Consider the following 20739-nt stretch of genomic DNA (forward strand, 5'->3'; position numbering starts at 1 on the left):
AATGAGATGCTTGGTATCGTATTAATTCATTATTGATGATTCTGGTGCCGCCGTACACTCCGATGTCCGAACCGCTTCTGAACACGAGACGAAGGAGGGCAACCATGGCACCAAGGGCAATCTTCGATCGAACGCGGGCATTCATGGATGCGTACCGGCTGCGCATTCCCGTCCTGCTCGCGCCGATGGCGGGAGCTTGCCCGCCGGGGCTCTCGGTCGCAGTCGGCCGTGCCGGCGGCATGGGGGCATGCGGCGCCTTGCTGATGCAGCCGACCGAGATCGCGGCCTGGGCGCAGGAGGTCTCGGCCGGAACTGACGGAGCCTTCCAGATGAACCTCTGGATCCCGGACCCGCCACCGGCGCGCGATCCCTCGGCCGAGGCTGCCGTTCGGGCCTTCCTTGGCCAATGGGGGCCGGAGGTCCCAGCCGACGCGGGCGACGGCGCGCCGCTGAACTTCGCCGCCCAGCGCCAGGCGCTGCTGGACGCGCGGCCCGCGGCGATCTCCTCGATCATGGGAGTCTATCCGGCTGACTTCATCGCGGCGATGAAGGCGCGCGGCATCCGCTGGTTCGCTACCGCCACCACGGTGGAGGAGGCGCGCGTGGCTGAGCGGGCCGGCGCCGACGTCATCGTCGCCCAGGGGATGGAGGCGGGGGGCCATCGCGGCGCCTTTGAAGTCGCCTCGGCCGAGGCGGCAATGGTCGGCCTGTTCGCTCTTCTGCCGGCGATCGTCGACGCGGTGTCCGTGCCGGTCGTCGCCACGGGCGGCATCGCCGACGCGCGCGGCGTGGCGGCGGCACTGCTGCTCGGCGCCTCAGCTGTACAGATCGGGACCGGCTTCCTGCGCAGCCCGGAGGCGGCACTCCCGTCGGCCTGGGCCGACGCGATCGGCCGCACCCTGCCGGAGCACACTCTCATCACCCGCGCCTTCTCCGGCCGCCCGGGCCGCAGCGTCGCCACCCGCTACGCCCGCGCCGCGGCGGCCCCCGAGACGCCGCCTCCAGCTCCGTATCCGGTGCAGCGCGGCCTGACCCAGCCTATGCGCAGTGCCGGGATGCGTGCAGACGACATTGATCGGATCCAGGCATGGGCCGGCCAGTCCGCCGCCCTCGCACGCGCCGTTCCGGCCGAGGAGATCGCGCGTGAGGTTTGGGAGGAGGCGCGAGCGATGCTTGGGGGTGACGAGCTGCTCCACTGACATGGGTGACAGGGCTGAAGTCCCATTATCCCATGATGACACGCCCCGGGCCGTTTGGAGGACAGTTCGCATCCGGTGGACGTGACCGCTGGAACGTTTGCAGCAACGTCGGCGCGTTCCGGTCGAACGCCGAAGCCGCCGGGAGCCCCTCATCGAACGAGACGCAAAATCAGGGCTGGCCGCGGAGTAGGCGGCATCTGGACATGAGCCCCGCCTGTAGTTGCGGCGCATGCTGGAGACGGGCGTGCACGCCACCATCGGCGAGATTGCGGCGGCGGAGCGGATCAACCCCTCCTACGCCAGCCGGGTGCTGCGGCTGACGCTGCTGGCACCGGACATAGTCGAGGCGATCCTTGACGGGCGGCAGGGGGCGGAGTTGACGCTCGACAGGCTGCTCAGGCCGTTCCCGGTGGAGTGGGAGAGGCAAGCAGAGGCGATCAAAGACCATCCTGCGTGTTGTAGGCCTGTCTGAGCGGGTGCGCCTGTTCGTTCATTAGCAGTCGATCCGTGCCCATCCCGATCATCCGAAGGTTGCTGGTCACATCTCAGAAGCGGAGCAGCCTCTTATGCTCACATCCGGCCCTCTGGGGCGCTCGCCACACAACAGAGGGCCCCAAGAAAACCACCGCCCGGCTCCACCGAGGTGCAAGTCGGCAACAATTTAAGGGAGACTTCGATTTAGCGATTGGCGGATCATACTTGGCCATGGCTGCTGGTCAGGGCATCTGCCTCTGCAGGAGCCAGGATCAAGAGAATCGGAAGTTGCACCTCGATGCACCGAAGGGAAGCCAACGTCTGTATGATCCAGCGCTTCACAACGCTGTTCCCGAGTCGCTAACGATGGCCGTCTCTGTCGACTTCGGCTGGTATCCCGAACCGCTCGATGGTGGCGTCGGGCCAGTCACGCTTGCCACCCTGCCCGACCTGGGGAAGGCTGTCTCCGGGGTGCGCGACGGTCCTGGGGTGGAAGGTGACTGGGTTTATGCACCGCTGGCCCGTACTCACATCATGGGCCACGGCATAGTTGAGCGCGCCTTTCCTAGCCGGGTGTTCGGGCTGCCCATGACGTATCGGCTAAGTCACGCAGCGACCGACGGGCGCGAGCATCTGGACTTTCTGGTCTGGGGGTTGAGCTTTTTCGTTGGCATGAGATTGACTACGACCGAAGCGGGATTCCTGGACGCCGCAGCGATCAAGCCGCGAAAGCTGGTGGACTTTGTGCTCAGCCCACGCGAGACGATGAAGGCGCTCGGACTGGCCGAGGCCTTTTGGCAAGCCAACAAGTTCGCACCCTTGCGTGCCCGCCGCTGGATCGCGGCCTTGCATGCACTCTACATCGCCCAGGCTCCTCAGGCGCTGCAGTTTGAGCGATTCCTCTATCTCTATGGCGCGCTGGACGCATGTTTCGCTCTGGCGAAGGATTTCCATCCGCTGCCCAGAGGCGGGGTGAGACACCACAGTCGGGTGCGGTGGCTCTGCGACCTGTTCAAGATCCCGGTCCCCGCCTGGGCGGAAGACACTGCCGGCGCTTCGCCGGTCTCCGTGATTCGCAATGCTACGGTCCATGAGAGTTTGTTCATGGACGCGCCGCTCGGCTTTGCCGTGCACGGTGTCGGCACGAACCAGAACTTGCCGCTGGAGATGCAAGCCTTGGCCTGTCGGCTCTTGGTCGCACTGCTCGGCGATCCAGGCACCGACTACGTCCGTTCCCGGGTGGATACCCGCCAAATGCACCGTTGGTTGCCACCGTGAGTTTGGGGCATTCAAATGAACGAACGGACGTGCACCCGCTGAGCCGGGTGATGGCGGAGCACGCGATGTAGCGGGCGGGACACCCAATCGCTATCCTCAGCGGGGGCCGGTCGCTGCGTGGAGGGCGCCCGCCGCAAGCGATTGACCAAAATTTTGAGATTCGTGATCGGATCGCGCCGGGGGCAAAGTTCTGATCCATGTTGTATCGCAGTGCGGCGGAGGTGCTGGAGGAAGCTAGAGCGCTCGGGATGCGACGCGCTTTCTTCGTGACTGCGCTGCTCCTCGAAATGAAGGCCGTCCGCGCGCATCTCGCGGATTTGGGCTCGGTGCAGGGCCACCACGGCACGATCTACGAGTGCGGTAGCTTCTCTGATCGAGGTCAGGAATGGCTGGTCGTGGTCGCCGAGACCGGCGCCGGAACCCATAACGCCCACAGCGTGGTCGCCGAGGCTCATAACCTGTTCGACGCCTTCGACGTGCAGATCCTGGTCGGCGTGGGCGGTTCGCGCAAGAAGGATGCGCCGCTTGGTTCGGTCGTCGCTTCCGAAAAGCTTTATTGGCCCTATGGGGGCAAGGCAGGAGCCGGCGGATTCTCCCACCGGCCAGCCGCCTATCCGCCCGATCTGCGGCTTGTCGGTATCGCCAAGAAGATCCGCCGCGAAGATGACTGGCTAACCCGCATAAGACCGCCGCGCGGCGGCACCTTACCCGCCTTCGATGCCTATCCGGTGGGCTATCCGCCGCTGGGCCTGGTCGCACCCATCGCCTCCATCGAAGCGATCCTCGACAATCCCAAGAGCGAGCTCGAAGCCCTGCTCGCCCATGGCTATGGCGACACGCATGTCGTCGAGATGGAAGGCTATGGCGCGGTCTATGCTGCGTTCGCCGAGCGGACGCCGAGCATTGTCATACGAGGCGTCTCGGACATGACGCAGAAGAAGTCCGCGCGCAAAGACGCACTGCTTCAGCCGATAGCCGCCAGCCATGCGGCCGCCTTTGGCTTCGAAATGCTGAGTCATTGGGGGCAGCTCGAACCGGCGCCCGCGCCGATGCGCGTTGATGGTTCGCCGACTGGATCGTTCGAGCCGATCACGCCGCACGCTGACACGGATAAGGCAGCCGCCGAGCCAGGGGACGAGCCCAAGTCCGGGACGCCGGCTCAGCCGCGCTTGTCGCTGGTGATGAGCCTCTCGGCCGATTTCGGCCCGGGCGACCGCGAACGGATCGTGCGGTTCGAGGCATCCTTGCGTGCGATCGCGGCCGACGCCGACATCGCGATTGTCAAGGCAGAATTCGGCTCGCCCCACCTTTTCATTGCCGACTCGAACGGCGCTCTCGCCAGGGCCGACACGGGTCGCTTGCGTAAGGAGCTGGCCGAGCGCGAGGGCGTCGAGCTGCTTGGTCTTGTGCCGCTCGCCCGGTTCGAGACTTTAGAGCCGATCCGCAAGGCGCTCCAGGCCGCTTCCGGCGACTTGCTACACTGGCCGGCGACGCTGCCCGGCGGCGAGCGCATCGCTCGTCCCGAGCATGACCAGCTTCGTGCGCGGCTCGACGGCTATACGTCGACGACCACCGCGCTGCTCGGCGAGCCCGGCGCGGGAAAGTCGGCGCTGTTGGCGACGCTGGGCAGCGAATATACGGCGCGGGGCTGGCCTGTCCTCGCCATCAAGGCCGATCTCCTCGAAGCCGACATTCAGACCGAGGCGGACTTTCAGGCCTGGCTCGGGCTCGACGACCTGCCCAGCACATTGATTCGCAATCTCGCCGGCATCGGGCCCGTGCTGCTGCTGATCGATCAGCTCGACGCGCTCGCCCAACATCTCGATCTCCGCGTCGGCCGGCTCAACACCTTGCTCAACCTCGTCCGCAAGCTCGGCGGAACCGACAATGTCCATATCGTCCTCTCGTCGCGGACGTTCGAGTTCCGGCACGATGTCCGCCTGAAAGCGGTCACCGCGGAAAGCGTGGTCCTGCACCTCCCGGCCTGGAGCGACATCCTGGCGCTGCTGGAGGCACGCGGCGTCAATGCGGCGGGCTGGCCGGCCGACGCGCAGGACGTGATGCGGCGCCCGCAGGCGCTCTCCATCTACCTGCAGCTCAACGGCCGCTACAGCTCGGAACCCTTCACCAGCTATCAGGCGATGCTCGAACGCCTATGGTCGGAACGCGTGCTGGTCGGCGAAGGCGCCGCAGCGCGCGAACAGCTCGCGGCCGACATCGCCGATCAGATGGCGGCGAAGGAAAGCCTGTGGCTGCCGGCCGCGCGGTTCGCCGAGCGCATCGCCGATCTTCGCAGCCTCGAAGGCGCCGGCGTACTGACCAGCTTCGATGGGACGGTTGGCTTTTCCCACCAGACCCTGTTCGAGTTCGCGCTCGCCCGCGGCTTCGCGCGCGAGCCGGGTCGGCTGTCCCGGTTCGTGCTGGAACGCCAGAGTTCGCTGTTCCTGCGTCCCAAGCTCTGGTCGGGCCTGACCTATCTGAGAGCGGTGGACCGCGACGGCTATCATGACGAGATCGAGACCATCTGGCGCACCGACACACTGCGTCCGCACCTGCGCGTGCTTCTGATCGACTTCCTAGGCGCGCAGCACGAGCCAACGGATCGCGAAGCGATGCTGATGGATGACGCGCTGGCGCACGACAAGACTAGGCTGCGCGGCTTCCGGGCGCTAAGCGGCAGCGAAGGATGGTTCGGCCGCTTTCACGCCAGCTTCATCGCGCACGCTATGACGGCCTCGGAGGAAACCGCAAATCTTCAGATCGAGGTCCTGTCGCGGGCGATGACGTTCGCCCCGGAGGAAGTGTTGCGACTGCTCCGGGCGAATTGGCTGCCTGACGCGCGCCACGACAGCCGCGCCTGGTGGGTGCTCCAATCGGTCCAGCGCTGGACACCCGACGTGCTCGACATCGCGCTCGTCATCGTCGGGCGCAGCGACATCGGTCCGCACATGATTGACCATGTCGCCGGCACGATTGGGGTCGCGCAGCCCGACGTGGCGTTGAAGCTCGTCCGCGCCCGGCTGAACGGCGATCTCTCGGCCGCCATAGAGGCAGCAGAGGCCCGCGCCGCCAAGCCCAAGCCGGCCTTCGCTACCTCAGAGGACGAGATGGCGTGGCGCATACGCGAGGATCCGCGCGAACCGATAAAGCGCCTGATCGAATATGGCGACGACTGGGACAGCCTGCCGGCGCTCGCCGAGGAAGCGCCGGTAACTTTCTTGGACGAACTCTGGCCCTGGTATGTCGAGGCGTTCGAGGCGCTGGCCCGCGTCGCGGGCGATCGCGACTTCCGTGTCGGCTACGCGCTGACCTACGATGCCGACTATCGGTTCGAAGGCGAATCTGACTTGGAGTTGCGCGAGCATGCCCTGCTCAGCGCGGCGCGCATCGCGGTCGAAGAGGCAGCCGAGCACGAACCGGATCGCTTTGCTCTGTGGGCGGCGGAGAATGACGCGATCCCGTTGACTCCCGTGCAGCGCCTGATCGCGCATGGCTTGGCCCATCAGCCGGAACGCTTCGCCGATGCCGCACTTGACTTCATCTTGGGCGACGAGCGTCGCTATTATCTCGGCTCGATCCACGATCTGCGCGGCACCGCCAAAGCGCTGGTCGCTGCCGTCGCGCCCTATTGGCTCGCCGAGCGGGTCAAGCGCTTCGAGGAACGGATCCGCGCCTACGGCCCGCCAGCGCCCGCGGATATCAGCGACCCCAAGGGCAAGATGGTCTGGCGCCATTCCGCCCGGCGGACCCAGCTGGATCTGCTGCGCTCGCTTCCCGCCAATCGGTTGTCCCCGGCGGCCCGGCGCCAGGTCGACGAGGACCAGCGTCGCTTCGGCACGCGCCGTTCGGGTGCGACCTTCACCGGCCCGCAGTGGATCGGCTCGCCGCTTGAAGCCGACGCGATGGCCAAGGCGTCTGATGCCGACATCGTCAACGCGTTCCGCGAGCTGCCCGACGCCACCGGCTGGGATCACCCGCGCAACTGGATGACCGGTGGCAACATCCAACTAGCGCGCGCGTTCGCGACCTTCGCCAAGGGCCATGCCGAGCGGGCTATTGGCATCCTTGCCAAACTGGACAAAGACAACGGAACTCGCGCGGCAGCGTATACGCTCGACTCGCTCGCCGAGGAGGGCGACCCTGAGGTGGTCTTCGGTCTGCTCAGCGACGTCGTTATGCGTGGGTTCGATGGCATTGAGTTCCGCCAATCGGCCGCGCGCACGCTGGAGCGCCTCCAGCGGCGCGATGTCCCAATCCCCGACGCGTTCCTGGCGCTGCTCGAACAATGGATTGCCACGCCGCTCGAAGACCCGGACCCCGGCGACGATGCCGAAGACGGGAGTGTCGGCGAATCGGTCGTCGAAGCCGCTGAAGCGCCCGGGACAGGGGAGGAGCACGAAAGCACATTGGAGCGCAGCCTGCTCTGGGGCTATGGCGGCTACGCTGTCGTTCCCGGCGGCGAATATCCGGTCGTGGAGGCGCTGGTCCACTTCAGGCTGGTGCGCGGGGAACCGCTCGAGGCGCTCGCCACCCTCTCCGCTTATCTCGCGCGTGAGAAGAGCCTGGAGATCTGGGACGGCCTTGCTCGATTCCTCCCCTATCTGCGCGACGACGAGTTGGGCGACCGGGACACCTTTCTCGATCGACTCTTCGCCGAAGTGCCAGAACTGGTCGGCAGCCGCTCAGTGTCGCACTATCTCGCCAACGCCCGAAAGCAGGATCGCGCGCTGGTCAATCGGCATCTCGAGGCATGGCGGACGGCCCCGCGCCGCCAAGCGCGGCAGGCCTATGGCGAGATCGTCGGCCTCGCCGCGATCGCCGATTCCGACCTACCATGGGCGCAGCGGCGTCTTGACGGCATTCTCGGAGATGAAGCCGCAAGCGACGCGCGAGCCGGCGTGGCGCTGTCGGCGGCCAATCTGTTCGCCAACGGCCCCGATCGCACCCGCGCCGCGCATCTGCTCATCCGTCTGCTCGAATTCGGCGGCAAGGGGGTGTGGCAGGCGACGTTCGACATCTTCCGCATGGTCGACAAGCTCGCGCCCGACGAGCCCATGGTCTCGCTGCTTCGCGCGATCTCGGAGAGGATCGCGGAGGCGCCCCGCCTCGATGCAACCTTCGTGGTCGAGCGCCTATCGACGATGCTGCCGCACCAGGCGCCGCTCATCGCCGAGCTGGCGCTGCGCCTGGTAGGCAAATGGCGGTCCGAGCTTGGCGATGTCCACACCGCGACCGCGATGGCGACCGCGCAGCTCATCGACTTGGCGATCACGCTTCACCGGCTCGGCCCGGACACTCGCGAGATCGGGACCGAGCTGATCGAGGCGCTGATCGACACCGATGCCTATGAGGCGCGGCAGATGCTCAACGACATCGACAGCCGCTTCCACGAGACCGCGCCGGTCATGAACCGGCGGCGGCTTCGCCGCCGCCGCGACGTCTCCCCGCGCAGGAAGCGCCGCTCATGAGACGCCAACGGCTGACCGCGCATTCGCGCAAAGATGACGAACGACTTCGTCGACCATGTCCACAAGCTGCCCTCGACGTAACCACTTCTGGTCGACGGCGAGCGACGTGGACCGCCAGGCCAATCGTCCCGTCTTGCGCCTCGGCTGTGTGCGCCGTTTCGGGACGTACACACATTGAATCTGCCTGTCTGATCACGGCCAAATGCAGTCACCGCGACGAGATATCTCGAATCGCCTCAGCCGCGTGATGCTGCGCCTCAACCGGCGGCGACACGTTCCTCCTACCGTGGCGCGAAAAGTTGCTAACTCTATGGACGGTTGAATCCCAGGCGTTCTCCGTTTGCCAGTATCTCCTTCGGAAAGTACGGAGCTTCAGCGGCAATAAAATGACGCCGTATCAGTAGCTTACAAGTTTCGTACTAAATGGCCGAAGTCATGAGGTCCGGAGAGAACCGCCCCGAGAGAGAGGAAAACGCCCCTCCGGCTGGGCCCCGCAGTCATGAGCTTTCGGCCGAAACGGCGCAGTTCTGCGGGCTTTTCGGCCCTGCAACCGGCGACGGAGAGAGTCGCGCTGGGGCGCATTGGCGGAGGGTCGAGGCGATGTTGACGATGCGCTCACTCTGCCGCGGCATCATGACCCTCGCTACGCGGTCTGAAGACAGAAGAAGACGCCCTTCGCACTGATACGGTGGCTCCGATCCCACTCGGCTTCCGCCAGGTCCATGATGTCGCCCATAGGGTGACGCCGGCGTTGTTGACCAGGATGTCCACCCGGCGGAAAGCCGCCATGCCCCTGTCGACCATCGACCCGATCGCCGCGACGTCGCCAACGTCGACCGCCAGGGCCAGCGAAGGGCGCCCGGCGGGCGATGGCATCGGCGGTCTGCGCGGCGAGATCGCCGTCGATGTCCCCCGTGACCACGGCTGCACCGGCGTCCGCCGGCTCAGCGGCACCTATGCCGCGTCCAGCACCTGTGACGATGGCGACCTGAACTTTCAGGAATATACGAGGTGCTCCCTCAGGTGTGGGCAGTCGTCATGCCTCGCCCCTGGCCTCGCCCCGTCCGCAAGGTGATCGTGCACAATCCGCCACCCCACGGAAAGGTGGGCGGATGCAGCGCACACGGGAGCGCCGCCACAAGACGGGTCGGCCTTGCACGGATCCGCAAGCTGTCCAAGGATCCTCCCCGCCCCGATCGGGCGGCATCCCAGCCGGGACTATGATACTGCCGAAGGCGCCGCCCTACCCTCGCTACTTTCCAGAGCATCCCAATATGACCGGACAGAAGCTGCTCGTCGCCAATCGCGGCCCCGTAGGGAGCCGGATTGATGCGCCTCAGGAGGGTGGCAGCGAGTGCTCGGCTGCCAGCGCGTTGCACCGGGACCGCCCGCCACCTTCGCGACACACACCTCGACCGGCAAGCCCCCACTATGCAGCGACCGCCTGCGATAATAAGTCGGCCCATCCGGGTGACAAATCCCGTTTACGCAGCATCCCACGAAGCTTCTCCACCGGAGTCCTGGCAAGCTGACTCCAGCGCGCAACCCATTTCTCCTTTTGGGCTGGCAACGCGGTCCCCTGGGCAAGGCCGAGCAGCATGCAGATGTGTCCGTCCTGGATGCCGTACCCCTCGCTGAGGACCAGCCAAAGCTCGCGATCGACAGGGGAAGGAGCGCGATCAGTCTGCCGGATGCGTTCTTGAATAGTAGCCGGGTCCAGCTGGAGTTCGCGCAACGCCTCGATCTCCGCGTCATCAAATACCCCCAACGCCTGCGCATGCGTGGCGGCAGGTCGAGAAGCATTCTTCCTCGGCAGCCTTGCCTCCTCAGGAACCACGTGCCCGTGTTGGGCGACATACCGCTCGAGTTTGTTCACCACCTCCATCGGCAGCGGATCGCGGAGTTCGGAGAAGCGGTTGAGCTGTTGCTCGGAGATGCCAGCGATCGCAGCGACAGCGCGGCGCCAGCAATTGCGTGAAAATCCGGCCGTGACGTTCATGATGAGATTCCAGCGATCAAGGGCCGCATCATCGATCGGTAGCAGCCGAGACCTCTTTGTCCGCGCGACGCGGTCAGCCAAAGCCGTCCGGTACTTTTCGGCTTCGCCGACGGCGGCTTCCCGGGCAGCGTTCTCTGACGCGAGAGCAGCTTGGTACCGCTTTTCCGCCCGTGAGAGTTCCTGCTGGTGGCGCCTCGCCTCAGCCTCAGCTTCCTTGATGGCGATCGCGCGCTGCCGCGCAAGCCGATTATTCTCCGCCTGCAGCGACGCATACCGCTCTTCCAGCGCTTCGAGGCGAGACTCCAGCTCCTGCGCTATCAGTTCATAATCATCATCCTCTTCGTCCGAGGGTAACCCAAACTGCACTTCGCTGGGATGAAGTTCGGCCGCTTTCAGATGCCTGTCGAGCCGATCGAGTGCGATCAGGCGCTCCTGATCGGTGCCGGCGGCAAGCGCCATGGTGAATAATTTTCCCGTCTTGTTAGTGAAACTTCGGGCGGCAGCAGGGTTCGAGGCCATCGCGGACTCCTCTCGATCAGGCATACGGACAGGCTAATCCGGTGTGATCGGGAATGTCGAAATTGAAATTATGGCAGACTCACTGCCATATGCTTTCGCCCGCAGGAGCGTACGAGAAGGAGTGCCGGCGCGGTGCGCTGGGTCGAGCAACTGGTCAAGCGATTCCAGCGACTTATCGCACCTGATTGGACAAGCGCGGCAAGCAGCGGCACTCCTGCCGCGCTTGTGGACACGCGCGTTGTGCAATCGCCTCAACGAGATCAGCCGTCTTGTCGCCGCCGCGCCGAGGTGGCGGAGGATCTATCGATCTGCAGGTGCTGATCGCCGACAAGAGCCATGATTCCAGGCGAACCGGCTGCGCCCCCTCTGGGGTGCGCGGCGTGACCCGTATCCTCGCCAAACGCTCGCTGCCGAAGGCGTCGTCCTGGAGCTGCGCCGGGATTTCGGGCGCACGATGGTGACGGCGTTGACCCGGCTGGAGGAATGCACGGTCGGCGTGCTGGCCAACGGTCCGAAATATCTCGGCGGCGCGGTCGATTCCGACGGGTCGGACCAGGGCGCGATTCATGCAGCTCTGCGACGGATTCGACATCCCCGTCGTCAATTTCTGCGACACGCCCGGCATCATGGTGGGGACCGGAGGCGTAGAAGACCGCCCTGGTCAGGCATGCGGCCCCGCATGTTCCTGACCAGCAGCAACATGACCGTGCCGTATTTCACGATCGTCCTGCGCAAGGCCTACGGCCTCGGGCAAAGCGCTATGGCCGGCGGCAACTACCGCGCGCCTTACTTCTACGTCTCCTGGTCGACCGGCGAGCTCGCGCCGATGGGCATCGAGGGACAGGTCAAGCTCGGCTTTCGCGCCGAACTCGCGGCGATCGAGAACCCGGAGGAGCGCCTGCGGTTCTTCGAAGAGATGGTCGCGAAAGCCTATGAGACCGGCAAAGCTCTGCACCGCTCGACCAATCTCATGGTCGACGACGTGATCGACCCGGCCGAGACGCGGACATGGGTGGTGAACCGGCTCGCCGCGATCCGGCCGGCGCCGGCACGTACGGGCAAGAAGCGCCCGATGATCGACGCTTTGTGACGCCTCCCTGCGGCGCATCGTCCGCGCCGAGGATCGTCTTCACTTTAACACGACAGGAAGTCGCCGTTGAGCGGCCGAGAGCATTGAGCGCGCGGCAAGGACGTTGGAGGTAGCCTGCGCAGAACCATTGGCCGAACGGTGCCGGGCAGACGTCGGCCAAGGCGCCACTGCTGAGCGACAAAAAGATTTGAACTCAGCGCGCAGACTGGCGGTCACCAAGGGCAGCGTCGTTTGATAAATATCCCGTCCGCAACTTGCCGGTTGCTATGGGGTCGGAATGAAATATCGACAACGCATAAATAGCTTCGTAGCGAAGATTTACGACTGCGATGTCCAAGAGGAAACCGTCCGCGTGCCCCCGGCAAGTTCGCGCGGGCGGTTTTCATTTAAGGACATCGCATGCAATTTTACAAAGTCAGCGCCGTAGCCAGCGCTGGGAAAACCCATATTGCCGAAGACGTCGCGCTCGAGAACGCCATTAGAGCAGACCAGAAATCCATTATCGCACCACCGACAAGACGATGCGCCGCTCAGATTGAAGCGTCGCTGAAGCAGAAGCTGGCCGACCGGTCGAAACGCAGTATCAACGTTACACGCATTGACCGCGATACGACCGGTCACGTCGGCCGTACTGTCATGGACCACCTCAAGCAAGCGGCAGGTGCTGAGCGCCATGACAAAGGCGAGATCCTCATCGTCACCCAGGCCGGTTTACAGCAGTGTCCACACTTCATCGGGGCAGGGCAGTGGGATCTGTACATCGACGAGATCCCCGCAGCCCATGCGAATTGGTCAAAAAACCTTCCTCATACCCACGGGTTGCTCACCGACCTGTGTCAGCTATCACAGTCAGACGGCGCGTATGCTCGGGTAGAGGCCAAGCCGGGATGCGCCGCCGCCTTGCAAAGAATGGCGGATAACCGCGAGCGCGACGAGGTCTACCATTTGTACCGCGACATCGTCGGCAAAATCACCTCCCCCCACTGGGCGGTGTCGGCACTCGTCGAGAACTGGTACCGCACGATTTCCGCCGACGTTGAGCCATACCCGGTCAATGATCCCATGCCGGCTCGGTATCCCTTATGGCTATTCGCCCAGATGCTTCCCTCGATTTTCGACCAAGGGTTTCACTCGGTCACGATCATGGGAGCGGCTTTCGACGAAAGCGTGCTCGCCAAGACTTGGTCGGCAATGGGTGTGGGATTCCGCGATCAGCCACGCATTTGCGCTCGCCTTGCTCGACAGAGTCGTTGCGCAGGTTGGACCAACAGCGATCGTGAACACCCGAACGGACATCGGCTTCGCATCTCCTACTGCACCGACGGCGCTTGGTCGAAGACCGCAGGGTCGAAGCAAGTCAGTCCCACCGATGAGCGTCCATGGCGCGCCGCGATCATGGATACGGCCGAACGCGAATGGTCGGGTCCGGACTATCTGTATCTCGTCAATCTCGCGGACAGTGAGTTGGCCAGTGAGCGGATGCCCCACGGCACAGCGCTTCCGCACAGTCCCCACGGCCTGAACTGCTTTGTGCACATTGACCGAGTGGTAGTGCCGGCGGCCTGCCTTCCCAGCCCTGAACAAGCCCGCTTCATGGCAAATGGGGGCATCAGTCATGAGGAACTGGTCACGGCCCAGCATCGCCAGACCGTCTATCAAGCTGTCTGCCGGTCGAGCATCCGTGACCTTGGGTGCGATCGCCCGGTCGAGTTCATCGTGCCGGACAAGGAGACGGCCGAATGGCTGGCCGACTTCTGGCCCGGCTGCACCGTTGGCGCCGCCGGCTTCTTCGGCCAGATCTGGCGGCGAAACCGGCGACACGCCGAGCTCACCTCGACGGCGCGCATGCGGCAGGTGCGGGCCATCCGAGCCGAGTTGGCCCAAGAGGTCGGAGATCAAGCGGTGTGCGACTTACTCGACCAGATGAGCGAAATCCGTCCCGGTTCCGGCGTGACGGATGCTCTTTATATTAAGAGCATCCGTCACGCCAATTATGGGACGGATGACGACCTGATTTTCGCCGGTACCGCCTTCGAGACGCGGCACGACTCCGATATTGCCCGGTACCGGCAAGTGCCAGTCCGCAAATGTGATTTCATCGCGACCTTGGCCGAGCTGGCCCAGCAGGGGGAGGTGGAGAAGCACCAACAAGTACTAATCAGTCCGGCTTACTTCATGGACCGGCCCGATCCCGATCGGCCTGACAAACCCCGTCGCCGAGGCCGACATAACGTCGTGGTAGTCGGCTCCATCGTCATGATCGACGTCGACAAGGGAGCGCTATCCTGGCGCGAGTGGGGCAAGTTCTTCCCGAACGTCGAATTTCTGCTGCACCCGTCTAACTCAGCGACCGACGAGTACTCCTACCACGTCATCTTCTTCTTAGACGGGCCATGCACGGCGACGCAGTACCAGCACATCGCCCGTCGCATCAAGCGGCTCATCGAGCGGCGCGGCTACGGTGCGAAGCGACGACCGAATGGGAAGCCCTTCCACGGAATCGATGCAACGAAGCTCTCGCCCGAAAATCTGATGTACCTCCCGTCAAGACCGAAATCGATCGACCCATACTTCTTCCACCATAAGGGCGATCCAATCAACGTTGCTGCGTGGTGCGCTGTCGATGTCGTAGTATCGATGACCGTGACCGAACCGGAACCACAGCCGAACGTCAGCGTGAGCAGCCTCTGTTCAACCGATACCGCTTTGCTCGAACAGGCGAAGCAGGAGTATCGGGCGCTCGCTGACGGGGAGGGGCGGCACCAAGCATTTTACCGATTAGGTTGCCAGCTATATGGGCTGGGACTGGCTGCGGCAGAAGTCCGACAACATCTTGCCCATGCGGATTACGACGGCCACCAGCGGCGCAAAGGGGAGGTAGACCAAGTGGTGAACCGGGCTGGACGGCATGCCTATCGCCCCAAAGCGGTCGCCTGAGCGTCAGGATCATCGATCCACGCCAATCTATGTCGCAGCAGCCTCCGGCTCCCATCCCATGGAAATGTCCATCCATTATGCGTTATGGAGTTGGACGATGCGGACCCTATAGCGTCGGTACCGCCGTGCTGTTTCGATTTTAGCGGCGGCAGAATAACTTTTTTTGCAGACAATTAATGAGAAGTTTAATTTTTGCATTAGTCGCTAGGAGGCGTAAGGTAAGGAGGTCGCGCTAAACATGGTCAGCAACACACCAAACCTCGCCTAGATGCGCGGCGGCTATTTACGATGACGGATAAGTTATTATCAATCAAAACGATGGTGAAAAATGCAAAAGTTGAATTCTTGGTCGCCTACGAGGCCCGCGTTGTCAATAAATACGGAAAATTTGAGCACGGCGAAGACGTCAGAATTGAGTGAACGATATCCTGGCGCCTTCGATTATGCAACCGATCCGGAGTGGACGACGCCAAAAGCGGTCGGATATGACATGTTCCATCTCATCAATCCGATGCCCGGTGATTCGGAATTGGAGGAGCACAAGGCTGCAATAAAGCGCTTCCCCGTCCTTGTTGCATTTCCTGCGCCTTTGCGGACGTACCGATATGATCCCTTCGCTGATCAGTCACTGCCGCCGACGAGTTGGTGTCCGCTCGAGGAGAGGCGAGAAATGCTCATCCTTGTCGCTTCTGAGGTACCAGTTGTCTCTGATGACAACGGGTTACGTTTCCGAACGACGGAGGACGCCGAGGCGGCGCAGGTACTTATCGATCGCGAGTGGCCAGCCCTGCGGAGCGCGTTTCGGGCATCGGTACCGCGTCTTCTGAAACGGTATCACGATTAGCCAGAAGATCGACGATGCATAACAATGTTTGTCCGTGAGGCGGCGTGAGATCGGTTGGACGGTTTGCGAAACCGCCGACCTCCCGCGCCTCGATTTGATTCCCTCACGTGATCGGCGAGGGAGGCGTTGGGATGGCGGGGCAGGCTGGTTTCTTTGACCTGGACGATCGCTATGCGGGCCTGAGCGCCAGCGGCGATCCGCTGGAGCGGCTGTCGCGGGTGGTTGCGGTTGATCGTCGTCCCCTCTGGTCATCTGGGCCGTAGTCTCTTTGTGCAGAGAATGTACCCTTCATTTCCGACACTGCGGTCTGCATCATTCAGGCAATGAGGGCTGCTCGTTCAAGGCAGCGGCTGACAGAACCCGATCGGCAATTGTCTATATAAAGGTAAAAGGCAATCGGGGCCGACGCATGTATTTGAGATATTAGCGTGCGAAAAACAGAAGGAATATCGTATTATGTCTAACTAATGTTTCAACACAATTAACATTGAAACCGATGGATCAATTGCGGGTGACGGCTTTTTGGCGATACTTCGGGGTCGATCGCAATGCCCATCGAGATCGTTTAGCCTTACGAGCTGCGCGCCGGTACCCGGAGACCTTTCTGAAGAGCTGTTCGGCCCGCGCGGAGTATGGAATTGGAAGCTGCTCAACTGGGGTACAATCTGGGATATTGCGTTTCAGACACGTGAACCACGTGTCGATTGCTCCGCAGACGGAATCACCATCATCGGCGAGACACCATGGACTCCACCATCCGCAGCTCTTGACGGGCTAGCAGCGGCGTTTCCACACATATCAATAACACTATTGTGGGAAATGGTGGACATCGAGGGTGGTATAACTTGGCGAGACGCCCTGCGCATCCACGATTGGGAGACTTCGTCTACACATGATGTCGAACGGGAACATGCCGACTTATTGCAGCAGGAAGGCGCTGCGCGGCTGTCGCGCTACTTCCGGATTCCCGGCGGAGGTTTTTGAACTTCACTGCAGGTTTCCGAGTGCTCACAAGGTCACGTCTATTCGGGTCGCGCCTGGTCAACGCGAATGGATCAATACTCGTGTCAGCTGAGGAAGTCGGTTCGACGCCTTCCGCGGCATTGGCTCCGGTGGGCGCCCGTGACGAATTTTTCTTGGGAACATCAAACCAATTGTGCCTAACCCGGATTTTTCACGAGCAGTAGGCATGCAGTGGCGGGCGCGACTTAACCGGCTGATTTCGTGTATGATTCTGGTGCTGACGCAGTCTCATCACGGATCGACGGAGTTCGCGCCCGCCATGGAGAATAATAGCCGGAGTTTCCGGGGCTGTCAGCGGTCGCAGGCAAGCTGGTGCGTGCCGCCTTCGACGGCGGGAGCCTGACCTCGGACCCCGGCGTCCTAGTGCTGGCGGAGATCGTGCGGCGGCTCGGGATCGCCGATCGCCTGGCCGGCTGCTTGTCGGACCTGCGCGATCCCGACCGCATTCGGCACACGCTGGCGGAGATCATCCGCTTCCGCACGTTGATGATCGCCGCCGGCTACGTCACCAAAATGGTCGCCCTCATCAAGGTCTCGCTTCCCGCGGGCTTCGTCTACCGCGACAGCCTCGTCATGCTCGCCGCCCGCGCCGGCAAGCTCCCGCTCTGCCCGCCGGGGCAGCGTGCCCCAGAACGAACCTGTCCCGGCAACTTTCAAATCCCGACTGCATGGGCCCAAGGCGCCACACGCCCACGCGCCTGAATAGGCTGCTCCGGACACCTCATGAATGATCCGGGCTAGGCGGCATTTGCTCATACGCATTCCTGGCGGTCTCGGAGCGTCATGGGAGCAAGGAGCCCATGGTTGGTCATCGCGGCCGCTCCGGCCTGTGTAAAGAAAACGGCACTTTGTTTGCCAGGGTCTACCGGTACCTGCCGGTGTTGCCAAGGTCCGCCTCTGCGGGTAAAATTACTCGGTAAAGAAAACTAAGGCAGGATAACACCGTCGTATGATGAGTTTTCTGACGAATTGCCGTCATCTGCGTACCAGGACTTGTCCATCATGAGGATCGGATACGCGCGGGTTTCGACAAACGACCAGAACGTAGACCTCCAAAAGGATGCGCTGCTGGAGGCAGGATGCGAGAAGGTCATCACCGATAAGGCGTCTGGAGCGACGGCTAGCAGGCCGGGGCTAGAGAAGGTGAGGGAGCAACTTCGTCCCGGCGATACGCTAGTCGTCTGGCGGCTCGACCGCCTCGGTCGATCGCTACGCGACTTGATCGGCTGGATGACGTACCTCGAAGAGCATTCGGTCGGGCTGCTGAGCCTCCATGAGGCGATCGATTCAACTACAACCTCGGGCCGGCTCACGTTCCATCTGTTCGGCGCTTTGGCGGAATTCGAGCGTAATCTAATCCGCGAGCGGACCCAGGCGGGTCTCACTGCGGCCCGGGCTCGCGGCAAGAAGGGCGGACGGCCGCCCGTGCTGAACAAGGATAAGCGCGACTTGGCTGTCCGACTTTACCACGAGAACACTATGTCGATCGCTAAGATTTGCACAATGCTGGGTATCTCAAAGCCTACTCTGTACTCCTACGTGCGCTCGGCTGAAGCAGCTAGTTAGGTTCAGTCTCGGAATTAGGGTCCAGAATCATTCATAGCCAGAACGCGACGGCTGCGGCGAGTGCGACGGCCGAGAGGAAGTTCTTCGCGAGCTTGTCGTAGCGGGTGGCGATGCGCCTGAAGTCTTTCAGCCGGCAGAACACGGCCTCGATCCGCCAGCGGTCCCGGTATCGGCGCCGGTCGTGCCGGATCGGCCGCTTGCGGTTGGCGCGGCCCGGGATGACCGGCGTCGTCCCCGCCTCTCTGAGGGTGGCGCGGAAGTAGTTCGCGTCGTAGCCGCGGTCTGCCACCAGGCGCTTGAAGCGGGTCGCTTCCTCGACCAGTTCGCCGGCCGCCTTGATGTCGGAGGTGTTGCCGGGTGTCAGCCGGAGTGCGACGGGCCGCCCGAGGAGGTCGCAGATCGCGTGGATCTTGGTCGTCCGGCCGCCGCGCGAGACGCCGATCGCCTGGGCCTTCGCCCCCCTTTTCCCCCGTGCGCCGACCGGTGCGCCTTCACGTAGGTGCTGTCCAGGTAGCCGACATCCTCGACCGGGCTCTGCTCCGCGAGTGCCGCCAGCAGGCGCCGGAACACGCCGCGCCGGCTCCAGCGGTTCCACCTGTTGTAGACGGTCGTCGCCGGGCCGTAGGCCGCCGGCACGTCCTGCCAGCGTCCGCCGCACTTCAGCATGTGAATGATGCCCGAGATCACCCGGCGGTCGTCGACCCGACGCGCGCCGGGCTGGTTCTTCGGCAGGTGCGGCTCGATCGCCGACCACGCTTCATCCGACAACCAGAACAACGATCCCGACATCGCCACCTCCCTTGCCTCCGGGAAACTACGAATCACGCCAGCGACGTCATTTCAAGAGGATGATTGGGTTTGGAGCCTATAGTCACTGGATCGGCAATGGCGTTTTGAACCGCCCCGGGCTGGTCGGCGACGCGGCGCCACTGCTGGCTGGCACTGTCGGCGCCGTTCTGCGCGAAGGCGGTGGCGATGAAGGCGGAGACAACGCGGCGGCCGCTCCGGCCGGCGTGGGCCAGGGCGTTGCGCATGAAGTGGACGCGGCAACGCTGCCAGGTCGCCCGAAACATCTTGACGACGGCGGTCTTGATGCCCTCGTGGGCGTCGGAGATCACCAGCCGGACCACGGCCAGGCCGCGCCGCTTCAGCTTGCGCAGGAACTCCACCTGAAGGTCTCGGCCTCGGAAGCACCGATGTTGATGCCGAGCGCCTCGCGCCGGCCGTCGTTGTTGACACCGACCGTGCCGATCACCGGTACCGAGACGATGCGACCGTCGCTGCGCACCTTCACGTAGGTGGCATCGAGCCACAGATACGGCCACTCGCCGTCGATCGGCCGCTGCAGGAAGGCCTGCACGCGCTCGTCGATCTCCGCACACAGCCGGCTCATCAGGCTCTAAGGGATGCCGCTCATGCCGAGCGATTTGACCAGATCGTCGACGGAGCGCGTGGAGATGCCCTGGATATAAGCTTCCTGAATCACCGACGTGAGTGATCGGTCGGCGATCCGGCGCGGTTCCAGGAAGCCGGGAAAGTAGCTGCCCGTGCGCAGCTTCGGGATACGCAACTCAACGGTGCCGGCACGGGGCTCCCAGTCGCGCTCACAATAGCCGTGACGCTGGGCCAGCCGGTCGGCGCTCTTCTTGCCATAGCCGGCGCCGGTCAGCCTACCGACCTCCAAGTCTGATCGCGCCGGTGTCCAGGTCCACCGCGTGATCCGGCTTGTTGGCGAGGTGCGTCGTGCCGTTCTTCGTGCGCGCGATCCGCGTGCCCAGATCTCGGTCGGGCTCTCCCAGTCTTTGTTGGAGAACTTCTTGCCCTTGCCCTTGCGGTCGAGACGGACGAGGTCCTCGGCACTCGGCGTCGCGATGCCGCTCTGCACCGCCATGCGCTCCAGCATCTCGCGGTACGTCTCGCCACTCGCCCGGCGCATGATCGTGCGCGGGGCGGCACTGGCCTCCATGGTCGAGACGTTGACGCCGATCCGCCCCCGCGCAAAAGCCCATGCTCCGACAGGTGTTTCAGAATCCAGGAGAACACCGCCGGGTGCACCTCGACCGGCAGGCGTGCGCGCGTCCTGCTCGGCCAGGAATGATCCGGCACCCGCTCCGTCCGCCCGATCCGCAGGAACTCACGCAGGGACAGGCTGTCGGCGCAGCGCCACTCGATCCCGCGCTCGCTGGCGGTCCCCTCGAAATACCGACCCAGATGCATACCGCCCCTGCCGCGCCGCGTAATACGGCGCGCACGCCGCCTCGGCGAAGGCGTCGAACCCGTCCTCGATCAGTACGTCACCCAATTTCGTCAACGGCCTTTAGGCGCAGAGTGAACTTCATGAG

The 20739-nt window shown here is 63.5% G+C and carries 11 protein-coding genes and 3 pseudogenes; 10 read left to right on the forward strand and 4 right to left on the reverse strand.

Features of this window, described 5'->3' with window-relative positions; all coding sequences use genetic code 11:
• The first annotated feature begins 104 nt into the window (after positions 1–104).
• The 5 genes from ABIE65_RS26125 (at position 105) to ABIE65_RS26145 (ending at position 9494) form a co-directional block, all read left to right on the forward strand.
• On the forward strand, positions 105–1199 hold the full coding sequence (locus ABIE65_RS26125; RefSeq protein ID WP_354081702.1) for an NAD(P)H-dependent flavin oxidoreductase: 1095 nt from the start codon (positions 105–107) through the stop codon (positions 1197–1199).
• Between the two features lie 244 nt (positions 1200–1443).
• On the forward strand, positions 1444–1671 hold the full coding sequence (locus tag ABIE65_RS26130) for a hypothetical protein (protein WP_354081703.1): 228 nt from the start codon (positions 1444–1446) through the stop codon (positions 1669–1671).
• Positions 1672–2039: 368 nt separating this feature from the next.
• Positions 2040–2951, forward strand: coding sequence for a hypothetical protein (locus ABIE65_RS26135; RefSeq protein ID WP_354081704.1), 912 nt, complete (start codon positions 2040–2042; stop codon positions 2949–2951).
• Positions 2952–3199: 248 nt separating this feature from the next.
• Positions 3200–8419: a phosphorylase family protein gene (locus ABIE65_RS26140; RefSeq protein WP_354081705.1), complete on the forward strand. Its 5220-nt coding sequence runs from the start codon at positions 3200–3202 to the stop codon at positions 8417–8419.
• A gap of 787 nt (positions 8420–9206) precedes the next feature.
• Positions 9207–9494, forward strand: a complete 288-nt coding sequence (locus tag ABIE65_RS26145) for a hypothetical protein (protein ID WP_354081706.1) — start codon at positions 9207–9209, stop codon at positions 9492–9494.
• 354 nt (positions 9495–9848) lie between these two features.
• Here the strand turns inward: ABIE65_RS26145 and ABIE65_RS26150 are convergent, their stop codons facing one another.
• A complete protein-coding gene (locus ABIE65_RS26150) occupies positions 9849–10937 on the reverse strand; it encodes a hypothetical protein (RefSeq protein ID WP_354081707.1) in 1089 nt (362 codons plus the stop codon).
• A 424-nt stretch (positions 10938–11361) separates the two neighbouring features.
• Between ABIE65_RS26150 and ABIE65_RS26155 the strand changes: the two genes are divergently transcribed.
• From ABIE65_RS26155 to ABIE65_RS26175, 5 genes and pseudogenes are all read left to right on the forward strand, one after another.
• A complete protein-coding gene (locus tag ABIE65_RS26155) occupies positions 11362–12027 on the forward strand; it encodes a carboxyl transferase domain-containing protein (RefSeq protein ID WP_354081720.1) in 666 nt (221 codons plus the stop codon).
• A 399-nt stretch (positions 12028–12426) separates the two neighbouring features.
• Entirely contained in the window at positions 12427–14964 is a 2538-nt protein-coding gene (locus tag ABIE65_RS26160) for a DEAD/DEAH box helicase family protein (protein WP_354081708.1), read from the forward strand.
• A gap of 1366 nt (positions 14965–16330) precedes the next feature.
• Positions 16331–16792 (forward strand): DUF1281 family ferredoxin-like fold protein, encoded by a 462-nt coding sequence (locus tag ABIE65_RS26165; protein ID WP_354081709.1) that lies wholly within the window; start codon positions 16331–16333, stop codon positions 16790–16792.
• 327 nt (positions 16793–17119) lie between these two features.
• Positions 17120–17335: pseudogene (locus ABIE65_RS26170) on the forward strand (transposase); the annotation flags it as partial.
• 498 nt (positions 17336–17833) lie between these two features.
• Complete coding sequence (locus ABIE65_RS26175; RefSeq protein WP_354081710.1) at positions 17834–18397, forward strand: recombinase family protein; 564 nt, start codon at positions 17834–17836, stop codon at positions 18395–18397.
• A 31-nt stretch (positions 18398–18428) separates the two neighbouring features.
• Here the strand turns inward: ABIE65_RS26175 and ABIE65_RS26180 are convergent.
• From ABIE65_RS26180 to ABIE65_RS26190, 3 genes and pseudogenes are all read right to left on the reverse strand, one after another.
• A pseudogene (locus tag ABIE65_RS26180) lies at positions 18429–19186 on the reverse strand (IS5 family transposase).
• Between the two features lie 119 nt (positions 19187–19305).
• Positions 19306–20084, reverse strand: a pseudogene (locus tag ABIE65_RS26185) (IS256 family transposase); the annotation flags it as partial.
• Complete coding sequence (locus tag ABIE65_RS26190) at positions 20063–20614, reverse strand: transposase (RefSeq protein WP_354081711.1); 552 nt, start codon at positions 20612–20614, stop codon at positions 20063–20065. The gene ABIE65_RS26190 and the pseudogene ABIE65_RS26185, both read right to left, overlap by 22 nt.
• Positions 20615–20739: the final 125 nt, after the last annotated feature.

The sequence above is a fragment of the Constrictibacter sp. MBR-5 genome (assembly GCF_040549485.1).
Classification (GTDB): Bacteria; Pseudomonadota; Alphaproteobacteria; order JAJUGE01; family JAJUGE01; genus Constrictibacter.